This window comes from Lysinibacillus sp. fls2-241-R2A-57, from assembly GCF_030209535.1.
Taxonomy (GTDB): domain Bacteria; phylum Bacillota; class Bacilli; order Bacillales_A; family Planococcaceae; genus Lysinibacillus.
This window is the reverse complement of record NZ_JARVRU010000175.1, coordinates 22,061-31,644: the sequence shown is the minus strand read 5'-3', so window position 1 is coordinate 31,644 and position 9,584 is coordinate 22,061. Positions and strand designations below refer to the sequence as shown.

Sequence of the window (9,584 nt, the reverse complement as noted above, 5' to 3'; positions counted from 1 at the left end):
GAGCAGTTTTCCGCATGACCCGAGCGATTCTAAGGGCTACCCGAGCAGTTTTCCGTCTTACCTGAGCGATTCTGAGGTCTACCCCGCATTAATATCTTTTTGATTCCAAAAGAGTTTCTACATTAGAATCGTTGAATGGAAAGACAGCTTACATACCTTATTGTCGTTTCATCCATTCGCAAAGTGCATGTACTGTTTCTCGATTTTTTGCCGGTGGATACTGATGAGCGTAGCGATGATCATACCATGTCTCAAATGTTTTATTAGCATCCTTTAAATAAAATTCTAACTGCCTTGCATGTTCAATATCTACATTTTCATCAAGGTAGCCATGGATAATAAGTACTGGTGCTGTAATGTGCTCAATCTCAAATAGTGGTGTTCGAGCATCATAAGCCTCTGGTACACGATTAGGCGTTCCTCCTATAACACGCTTCATCATACGGCGCATATCTGACCGCTCCCAATATGTAGCTGTTGCATCAGATACTCCTGCCCATGTTACAACAGAGGTAATATCTCTACGTAATATCGCCGTCCAAAGTGCCATAATACCACCACGTGAAAAACCAAAGATATGAATATTATCATTACAAAGCTGTTTTAGCACGTCTACAGCATATACAGCGTCATAACGATCCGCTCCTGCAAACTCATCTCGACCTTCTCCACCTCGATTGCCACGGTAATATGGAGCAAAAACGATAAAGCCTTGTGCTGCAAACTGTGCGACTCGCGAAGGTCTAACCATACCAATGCTTTGCATACCGCCACGTAAATATAAAAAGCCATCATATGTACCTTCTGCCTTAGGCTCCGCTAATAATCCCTTCACACGTAGACCCTGTGACATATAAGTGATTTCTGTTAAACGAATAGCTGGATTTGGCGAAGGATAGGCACGTTTTCCAACGATTTCACCATTGGTCATAATGCTTCAACTCCTCCAGCATTTTCTGCATTCCTTCATCCTTCATATGAAAGCTTAAATTTGGGTGATTAGCAAATTCTTCATCCGTTAACCAAGTCATCCCTGATGTTTCTAAATCAAATTCGATATCCTCCTGCCCTGCAAACTGAGCGGTAAAGACCGTTTTACAAAATAAGATGTCATCATGAACCGCGTATTCTGCAAACCATCTAAGGTTTTTTACATGAACACCAGTCTCCTCGAATACTTCCCTAATCGCTGCCTGCTCCAAAGTTTCTCCAGGTTCTTGCTTTCCACCTGGAACCTCTACACCACGACGTTTATGAATCGTACATAACCACTTATTTTCATGCTTTAAAAAAACTAGTACATGCTTAGGTTCTACCCCAAGCTTACCTCTTGTAAAACTTAAATCCACTTGTAAACCATTTAAGTCCGTAAATGAGAACATACTCTTCACTCCTTTTTCATATTGCTAAAGCCTTATTTCGTAAACTTCTTTTATTTCACTATAGTTTAATCATATAGCTTCAATCAACAAATAAAATCACTAATATTCAACTTCACTATTTGCAATATAGTACATTTATAATCGCTCATCACCAAAACGTGTGGTTGATTTCCGTTCCGATGAGCCGCTTCACTCGCGTTGCTCGCTCCAGGGTCTCATCTATGACGCTAATCCCGAAGGAGTCGCCCAGCGGTAACGAAGATCTACTAATATACAGGGCATATATTTTTAAAAATGTCATCCACAACTTTTGGTGATGAGCCAATATAATGTCATTCAGACCATTAATCGGTGTGATAAGAGACTTTTAACGGGGAGTAATACCACTTTTCAATACTATGTTTATTCGATTGTAAACAAATACAGCTCAACAAATTAGAATTTCCCCCTGTTGGTTACTAGTGTTCAAAATGTGAGCTCATTTCTTATAACAATGGTCAATCCATCAAGAGTTGCTCTTTGTAAATCTAGGAACTCTTTTTCAATATTAGCCTTCATTAACTGTATCGTCTCCACAATGAAAATAGCGTGCTTCAAAACTTTTGAAGTCACGCTCTGTTTTTTGATTATATAACTTGTTTGCCATCGAAAAATACGATTGGGTTTTTAACGACACAATCGATATGGACATCTGCCTCATTTGTACCACCGAATGGCATATTACTACCAAATGCAATATGGATCGTGATTACCTTTTAAGATATTCAGTGCAATCTCTTGTAGATGTTGCATATGATCCTTAATTAAAATTCAAATGATATCTACGAATAATGCCTTCAATTTCCTGGCGTGCTTCTGTTAACGGTTCCAATACTTCTGAAATACGTTGTTCTGTAAAACGATAAGTAGGACCTGATACAGTAACAGAACCTATTATCTGATCTTCACTATTAAAAACAGGCATTGCAAGTGCAAGTACGTCTGCCGTATATTCACTTTCACTTACCGCGTAACCACATTCTCGGATTTTTTCAAGCTCAGCACGAATTTCACCTACATCTGTCATCGTATTATTTGTATAAGCAATTAAAGGCTCATCAATTACTTTTGAAATTTGCTCTTCACTTAGGAAAGCAAGCATTGAACGATAGGAGGCACCTACATAAAGAGGTGTTCTACTTCCTCTTGAAACTGAAAATTTCACCTTATTTACAGGCTCTGCTTTCAGCAAGGTTAACGCTTCCAGACCATTTATAACTGTAAAAATAGCTGTTTCACCTGTTGTATCTTTTAGTTTTTCAAGAATGGGCATGCACAGTTGGTCAATGTTTAACGAGTCATACATATTCATTCCAATTTCCCATAAGGCAATTCCAAGTGAGTATTTTTTAGTAATAGGATCTTTTGTAATAAAACCGTTATTCTCAAATGTCTCAAGTATTCGATATAAATTTGTATGATTTATATTCATAGCCATTGCTAGCTCACGCCCACCCCAAGTTGGTTTTTCTTTTGTAAACATCTTTAAAACAGTAATAGATAAATTTAAGGTTTTTAGCATCTCTCTCGTCCTTTTGATCTAATTCGTTTAACATTATCAAAAGCAAGAGAGTAGCATTCTCTTACCTTTGATATAGGAAATCAATTACAGCAGTAATATACACTTTTGCGCAGCGTACGATATCCTCAACACGTACTTTTTCGTTACAGCCATGGATACTTGGTAAATAAGCTGGACCATATTGCAGTACAGGAATATCATATTGTCTGAAATGACGAGCGTCGCTACTTGCCCATTGCATAACGCCATACGCCTCTTTTCCCGTAACAAACGAAATATTATCAACAATCGATTTACATATTGGATTTTCCGCAGGCGTATAGTTTGCCACGCTTTTATATCCAAAACGTTTTATCGAATAGTCAATATTCAGTCCATCCAATTTACTTTTCAAAATTTCAGTTACTTCTTCTTCGGTAATGCCAAATGGTAAGCGGCAATCTACCTGAACCTTACAATAATCTGGGATAACGTTGGATTTCGTACCTCCATTAATTGTACCAATATTTACAGAAATTTTCTCTAGAACCTCTTGATATTTCAAGCGATCATTTTCAACTTCACGCATGTATTTTTTTGATACTTCAATAAGGGGCTGTGTTTCTTCAGGAATATCAATTTTAAGATCCCATAATGTACGAACTTCATCAATAGCACGAATAGTATCCACAATAGCGTTTCTCCCGGCTAAAGGTGACAAGCTTCCATGTCCTGGCTCCCCGCGTACTTCTAGTTCAAACCAGTATGAACCCTTTTGGCCAATTGTCGGATTTAAAGGTGATGAAGGCTCTGCAATTAAACAACCATCACCCTTTACTAAACCACGCTTTAAAAGCCAAGGGACCCCATACTCGCCACCTGTCTCTTCATCTGGCACAATCGCTAATGTTAGCTTTCCTGGTAGATCAATGTTTAATTTTTTCAGCATTTTTGTTGCAAAAATAATCCCTGCTAAACCTGCCTTCATATCACTAGCACCACGGCCAAGCATCCAGCCATCCTTCACTTCCCCAGAAAACGGAGCAAAATCCCATTTAGAAAGATCCCCAACCGGGACAACATCTGTATGTCCACAATAGACTAACTCTTTACCTTCCGCATTACCAATAGAAGCTACTAAGTTAAACATTTTATCGGCAGATTCATATTTTTCATATGGAATGTTTATTTCCTTTAAATAATTTTCTATAAAAGCTGTAATTTCAGTTGTATTTCCGGGCGGGTTAACACTTGGTATTTGAATTAATTTAGAACAAAATTCAATTAATTCATCCTTGTTATTTTCTACTTCATCGATTAATCGCAGTTTGAGCTCTTGTAAATCATTCATGTGCGTGTACCTCATTTCCTTTTGTTTGAAAATGATTCATACTACCATATAGCTTTTCCATGAGAGCGAATTGCTTTTCATCATAGAATGAGCATTTATTGACACCATAAGTTTTAGCTACTTCTAACACAAAACGAACTACATTTTCTACATCCGTTACATGAGTCGCGCCTGTTGCACAGCCTGCAACTGCCGATTTGGTAGTAATAGCAACACCCACAACTGGACTTGATGTAGCAACTGCTGGTTGTAAAATACTATTTACATGGAATAAGCCATTTCCATATGGGGTAATATCCTGTGTAGTAATGGGTATTACTACTGGTGGAATTCCTGCTGTTTGGGTGTAAACATGTAATAAATCATCACTAATTTTTAAAATATAGCCCTCTTTCACTGTAGGTGTAATAGCAAATCCTTTATGATTACAAACTTGATTGCCTTTCGTTGTGTCAATAGATAAAATAGCGTCCATTTCTACATCTACCTCGTGCTCATTCATAACACTAATATCGACTGGTGAGTTCATAAACGGAACTGGCTCATGTGGTAGAATTGGCGCTGTTGGACAAATATGAGTTGTGAAAATAACATCTCCCTCTAATCGATCACCCTTTAAAACCATATCTATAGCTTTTGCTGCACTCGCCATACATGCCAACGCACCATCACCATCGGATACAAAACCTGTCATCTCCGGACGCGCTCCAATTCCACCTAAACGTCCAATAATACCTAAAGTTGATGCACTCCCTCCGGATGATTTGCCGTTCTTTCCTTTAACAAGAACTCTTACAAAATCAGTAGAACCTCTTTCACCTTTAATGGTTTTTACAGTAACATCCGCTGACGGATCAATATTGTGTAAGTAATCTTTGACAACTTCACCATTCACATAAACACTATCCATTACCTCGTATAATTCAATAACATGCTTTAATGACATAATAATTGCGCTCCTTTTCTAATTTTCTCGTTATCACGGACATCCATTTTAATGAAGGTTAGTGAAAATCAAGGTTCATCACCATAACGTGTGGTTGACTTCCGTTCCGACTGGGCGCTTTCCAGGGGGCGTCCAGCCGTAACGAAGATCAACCAATATACAGTGCATATATTTTTAAAAAGGTCATCCACAACTTTTGGTGATGAGCCAAAATCAAGCAATATAAACTTTTAACCTAAGTTTCAAAATGAATCGATTTCGCCTTGGCATAATTGTAGCTGTCGCTTTGCTTTCGCTACAGATAACATTGGTAGCTGTCGCTTTGCTTTCACTACAGATAAACAATGCAGATTTTGAATTGTGTTCGCACAATCCATTCCTTTCAAAGCTTGTGACATCCGTCTGAGGCTTTTCGCTGTAGTGTTGATTACTTAGGCACCGCCAAAGTTATTTTTCGTCTAACTGTAATTGTTAACTAACTATAGATTTTACGTTCAGTTGTTGTGACATCTTGTCGAGCTGCGTTAAATAAATGACATGATACTTGATGTGATGCAGTAACTGAATCGAGTGTAGGCTGAACTTGTGCACATTTTTCCGTTACAAAACGACAACGTTTATGGAATACGCAACCACTCGGAGGGTTGACTGGACTTGGAACGTCACCAGATAAAATGATACGTTCCCTCGTATCAAACGGATTCTCTTTAGGAATTGCAGATAATAAAGCTTGCGTATAAGGATGCTGTGGATCCCCATATATTTCTTCATACGTACCTATTTCTACGATCTTCCCTAAATACATGACCGCTATACGATCACACATATAATTCACAACATTTAAATCGTGTGAAATGAATATATATGTTAAGCCGAATTCCTTCTGTAAATCTTTCAATAAATTAATAACCTGAGCTTGGACAGATACATCGAGTGCTGAAACTGGTTCATCACATATGACAATATCCGGATTTAACGCAAGCGCACGAGCAATATTAATACGTTGTCTTTGTCCACCTGAAAATTCATGTGGATACCGCTTTGCATGATAAGTGCTTAAACCAACTGTTTCAAGTAAGTCTACGACACGTTTTTTGCGTGATACATCATCTCCAATACCGTGTATCACCAATGGCTCAGCTATTAAGTATTCAATCGTTTTTCGTGGATCAAGCGATGCATATGGGTTTTGAAATACCATTTGTATGGATTTACGTGCTGAACGAATATCTTTTGTATTTAAACTTGCTAAATCAATTCCGTTAAACTCTACTTTTCCTTCTGTCGGTGTAATTAACTGATTAATTAAACGCGCAACAGTCGATTTACCACATCCAGATTCACCAACAATCCCTAATGTTTCACCTCTATATAATTCAAAGCTTACACCATCTACTGCTTTGACAAATTGCGTTGTCTTTTTAAAGGGAATAGAACTTTTAATAGGGAAATGCTTTTTTAAATTACTCACTTTTAGTACAGGCTCTTTATTCTGCTGCATTAAAAACTCCCTCCTGACGTTCTACAATTTTTTCTTTCGTTTGCAAATGACAAGCCACTAAATGATTCTCTTGAACCTCCACTAATTCAGGTACTTTACTACGGCAAATATCTGTTGCCAAAGGACAGCGAGAAGAGAAGTGGCAGCCACTATGCGGCAACGATAAATCTGGTGGACTTCCCGGAATCGCTGGTAGCCTGTCATGCTCTTGATTTCCTATCGTAATTTGCGATTCAAGTAAACCCCATGTGTAAGGATGTAATGCATTTTCATAAAGCTGTTTTGTTGTAGCGGATTCCACAGTTCGTCCTGCATACATGACATTTACTTTGTCACAAAGCTCCCATACAACACCTAAATCATGCGTAATCATAATGATGGCAGTATCGTGCTCCTGCTGTAATTTTTTCATTAAATCGAGAATTTGTGCTTGAACCGTTACATCTAGTGCTGTAGTAGGCTCATCTGCAATAAGTAGCTTTGGATTACATGCTAATGCAATTGCAATCATGACACGCTGTCGCATTCCACCTGAAAATTCGTGTGGATACATTTTTAAACGTTTTGTAGGTTCTGGAATGCCCACCATTTTCAGCATATCTACAGCTTTTACACTTGCTTCTTTCTTTGATAAATTTTCATGAGCACGTATAACTTCAATAATTTGATTGCCTACTGTTAAAACTGGATTCAAGCTTGTAATGGGATCTTGGAAAATCATCGACATTTCATTACCGCGAACATTGCGCATTTCCTTTTCTGATATCCCTAGTAAATCGCGCCCATAAAAAAGAATTTTTCCATTTGTAATTTTTCCTGGCGGAGATGGAATTAAACGCATTAATGCTGTGGCTGTAACACTTTTGCCAGAGCCCGATTCTCCAACAATTCCAAGTGTCTCCTTCTTATTCAATTGTATATTTACGCCATTTACAGCTTTCATCGTAGAACCGCCACTTTTAAATTCAACTGTTAAATTTTCTACATCTAGTAACCGTTCAGTCATAACTCCCCCCCCTTTCGTATCAAACTTTCATTTTCGGATCTAATGCATCACGTAATCCATCGCCTAAAAGGTTAATGCCTAGTACAGTTAATAAAATACAAATACCTGAGAATGTCGCCATTTGAGGATTTAACACTAGAAAATCCTTGCCATCCTTCAAAATACTTCCCCACGAAGCTGTAGGCGGTTGAATACCTAAACCTAAAAAGCTCAATGCTGCCTCAGAAATAATTGCCCCAGCTGTACTCATCGTGCCGTAGACAATTAATGGCGCCAAACAGTTCGGTAAAATATGACTAAAAATAATACGTGTATGTGTAGCCCCTAATGAATGTGTTACTTCAATAAACTCTTCCTCTTTCACACTTAATACTTGTCCACGAACAAGTCGTGCAAATCCTGGAATATTGGCAATACCAATCGCTATAATGACATTCACTAAACCTTGTCCTAGCACTGTCATTAATGTGATTGCTAATAAAATGAACGGGAAAGCAAACAGACCATCCATTGTGCGCATAATGACAGAGTCTAAACGGCCTCCAAAATAACCCGCAACTAATCCTAATAATGTGCCAAATACTGCACCAAACAGCACCGCAGCTATACCAACAACCATTGAAATCCGCGTGCCATAAACTAAACGGCTAAACAAATCACGACCATAGTTATCTGTACCGAGTAAATGTCCATCTGTATTCATCGGTAAAAATGATTTTCCAACAGTCATCTCATTCGGTGGATGAGTTGCAATTAACGGAGCAAAAATGGCTACAATCATCATCATTGCAACAATTATTAAACCGATTGTTGCTAATTTATTTTTTAACAGCTTTCTTAGCAATGTGTTTTTCTTTTTATTAACATTTACAATCGCTTGTACCATCGTTACTTTTGCCCCCCATTCGATTCTAGATTTACTTTTGGATTTACAACTTTATATAAAACATCAACAACTAGATTAATAAGTACAAAGATAAACGCAATAAAAATTACTGTTCCTTGTACAACGACGAAGTCACGCTTATCAATAGCGTCTACGATAAGGCGTCCCATACCTGGCCAACTAAAAATAGTTTCAGTTAATACGGCACCACCTAGTAAATTTGAAATTTGCATACCTAGTACAGTTAAGATTGGTGTTAAAGCATTTTTAAATGCATGTTTACCAATAACTAAATATTCTTTAATCCCTTTCGAACGTGCAGTTTTAATGTAATCCTGTGAAATAACCTCAAGCATACTTGAACGTGTGATACGTGCAAATGTCGCCATTGGAATAGTTGCTAAAGCAAATGCTGGCAAGATTAAATGTTTAATAAATTCCCAAAGTCCATCATCTAAATTGCCCATCCCTGTCGCAGGTAACCATCCGAGATTGACACTAAAGAATAGCACTAACATAATTCCTAACCAAAAGATCGGCATGGAAACACCAACTAAAGATACGAGCATTACTGCATAATCGATGATTGTATTTTGTTTTCTTGCTGCGAATATTCCAGCTGGAATTCCAATGACTACTGCAATTAGTAGCGCTGCCAAAGCTAATATCACTGTATTTGGAAATCTTTCTACAATGAGCCCAATGACAGATTCACTATAAGAATAGGAATATCCTAAATTAAGCTGTACTAAGTCTGCTACATAGGAAATAAATTGCGAAGGGATTGATTGGTTTAAACCCAACTCTTCTCTTAAATTTTCTACATCTTCCACACTGGCTTGGGGTCCAAGCATAACAGACGCCGGATCACCAGGTATCATCCTAGTAATAATAAAGACAATGATTCCTACTACTAGCAATGTGGGTATGAGATTCAGTAACCTCTTTAAAATAAACGAGCCCATTATTTCA

General features: G+C 37.9%; 12 protein-coding genes and 1 pseudogene. All 13 read right to left on the bottom strand.

The genetic code is table 11. The annotated features are described in order from the left end of the window. Window positions 1–157: 157 nt before the first annotated feature. The 13 genes and pseudogenes from QRN68_RS22695 to QRN68_RS22635 all read right to left on the bottom strand — a co-directional run bounded on the left by QRN68_RS22695 (window position 158) and on the right by QRN68_RS22635 (window position 9,577). A complete protein-coding gene (locus QRN68_RS22695; protein ID WP_481817481.1) occupies window positions 158–934 on the bottom strand; it encodes an alpha/beta hydrolase family protein in 777 nt (258 codons plus the stop codon). Further along, window positions 918–1,382, bottom strand: a complete 465-nt coding sequence (locus tag QRN68_RS22690; RefSeq protein WP_285399371.1) for an NUDIX domain-containing protein — start codon at window positions 1,380–1,382, stop codon at window positions 918–920. The genes QRN68_RS22695 and QRN68_RS22690 overlap by 17 nt, the downstream gene beginning before the upstream one ends. A gap of 148 nt (window positions 1,383–1,530) precedes the next feature. Next, window positions 1,531–1,683 (bottom strand): hypothetical protein, encoded by a 153-nt coding sequence (locus tag QRN68_RS22685; RefSeq protein WP_285399370.1) that lies wholly within the window; start codon window positions 1,681–1,683, stop codon window positions 1,531–1,533. Window positions 1,684–2,008: 325 nt separating this feature from the next. Next, window positions 2,009–2,128 (bottom strand): annotated as a pseudogene (locus QRN68_RS22680) (aminopeptidase); the annotation flags it as partial. A gap of 53 nt (window positions 2,129–2,181) precedes the next feature. After that, window positions 2,182–2,943 carry an IclR family transcriptional regulator gene (locus QRN68_RS22675; RefSeq protein ID WP_285399369.1) on the bottom strand — a complete coding sequence of 254 codons (762 nt, stop codon included), beginning with the start codon at window positions 2,941–2,943 and terminating at the stop codon, window positions 2,182–2,184. A gap of 61 nt (window positions 2,944–3,004) precedes the next feature. After that, window positions 3,005–4,273, bottom strand: coding sequence for a M20 family metallopeptidase (locus QRN68_RS22670; RefSeq protein ID WP_285399368.1), 1,269 nt, complete (start codon window positions 4,271–4,273; stop codon window positions 3,005–3,007). Further along, window positions 4,266–5,219, bottom strand: a complete 954-nt coding sequence (locus tag QRN68_RS22665; protein ID WP_285399367.1) for a DUF1177 domain-containing protein — start codon at window positions 5,217–5,219, stop codon at window positions 4,266–4,268. Before QRN68_RS22665 ends, QRN68_RS22670 begins: the two co-directional genes overlap by 8 nt. Before the next feature lie 68 nt (window positions 5,220–5,287). Beyond that, entirely contained in the window at window positions 5,288–5,440 is a 153-nt protein-coding gene (locus QRN68_RS22660) for a hypothetical protein (RefSeq protein WP_285399366.1), read from the bottom strand. Between the two features lie 21 nt (window positions 5,441–5,461). Then, window positions 5,462–5,617 (bottom strand): hypothetical protein, encoded by a 156-nt coding sequence (locus tag QRN68_RS22655; RefSeq protein ID WP_285399365.1) that lies wholly within the window; start codon window positions 5,615–5,617, stop codon window positions 5,462–5,464. Between the two features lie 77 nt (window positions 5,618–5,694). Continuing rightward, the gene (locus QRN68_RS22650; protein WP_285399364.1) at window positions 5,695–6,720 is read right to left on the bottom strand and encodes an ABC transporter ATP-binding protein; all 1,026 of its coding nucleotides are present in this window, start codon (window positions 6,718–6,720) and stop codon (window positions 5,695–5,697) included. Further along, window positions 6,707–7,726: an ABC transporter ATP-binding protein gene (locus tag QRN68_RS22645; protein ID WP_285399361.1), complete on the bottom strand. Its 1,020-nt coding sequence runs from the start codon at window positions 7,724–7,726 to the stop codon at window positions 6,707–6,709. The genes QRN68_RS22650 and QRN68_RS22645 overlap by 14 nt, the downstream gene beginning before the upstream one ends. A 19-nt stretch (window positions 7,727–7,745) precedes the next feature. Next, entirely contained in the window at window positions 7,746–8,612 is an 867-nt protein-coding gene (locus tag QRN68_RS22640; RefSeq protein ID WP_285399359.1) for an ABC transporter permease, read from the bottom strand. A 2-nt stretch (window positions 8,613–8,614) separates the two neighbouring features. Beyond that, window positions 8,615–9,577 carry an ABC transporter permease gene (locus QRN68_RS22635; protein WP_285399358.1) on the bottom strand — a complete coding sequence of 321 codons (963 nt, stop codon included), beginning with the start codon at window positions 9,575–9,577 and terminating at the stop codon, window positions 8,615–8,617. Window positions 9,578–9,584 lie beyond the last annotated feature (7 nt).

Excerpts from the sequence above, each read along its gene's own strand:
- QRN68_RS22670 (WP_285399368.1), bottom strand. The coding sequence starts at position 4,273 with ATGAATGATTTACAAGAGCTCAAACTGCGATTAATCGATGAAGTAGAA.
- QRN68_RS22640 (WP_285399359.1), bottom strand. The coding sequence starts at position 8,612 with ATGGTACAAGCGATTGTAAATGTTAATAAAAAGAAAAACACATTGCTA.
- QRN68_RS22635 (WP_285399358.1), bottom strand. The coding sequence starts at position 9,577 with ATGGGCTCGTTTATTTTAAAGAGGTTACTGAATCTCATACCCACATTG.
- QRN68_RS22645 (WP_285399361.1), bottom strand. The coding sequence starts at position 7,726 with ATGACTGAACGGTTACTAGATGTAGAAAATTTAACAGTTGAATTTAAA.
- QRN68_RS22655 (WP_285399365.1), bottom strand. The coding sequence starts at position 5,617 with ATGTCACAAGCTTTGAAAGGAATGGATTGTGCGAACACAATTCAAAAT.
- QRN68_RS22650 (WP_285399364.1), bottom strand. The coding sequence starts at position 6,720 with ATGCAGCAGAATAAAGAGCCTGTACTAAAAGTGAGTAATTTAAAAAAG.
- QRN68_RS22685 (WP_285399370.1), bottom strand. The coding sequence starts at position 1,683 with ATGACATTTTTAAAAATATATGCCCTGTATATTAGTAGATCTTCGTTA.
- QRN68_RS22690 (WP_285399371.1), bottom strand. The coding sequence starts at position 1,382 with ATGTTCTCATTTACGGACTTAAATGGTTTACAAGTGGATTTAAGTTTT.
- QRN68_RS22665 (WP_285399367.1), bottom strand. The coding sequence starts at position 5,219 with ATGTCATTAAAGCATGTTATTGAATTATACGAGGTAATGGATAGTGTT.
- QRN68_RS22675 (WP_285399369.1), bottom strand. The coding sequence starts at position 2,943 with ATGCTAAAAACCTTAAATTTATCTATTACTGTTTTAAAGATGTTTACA.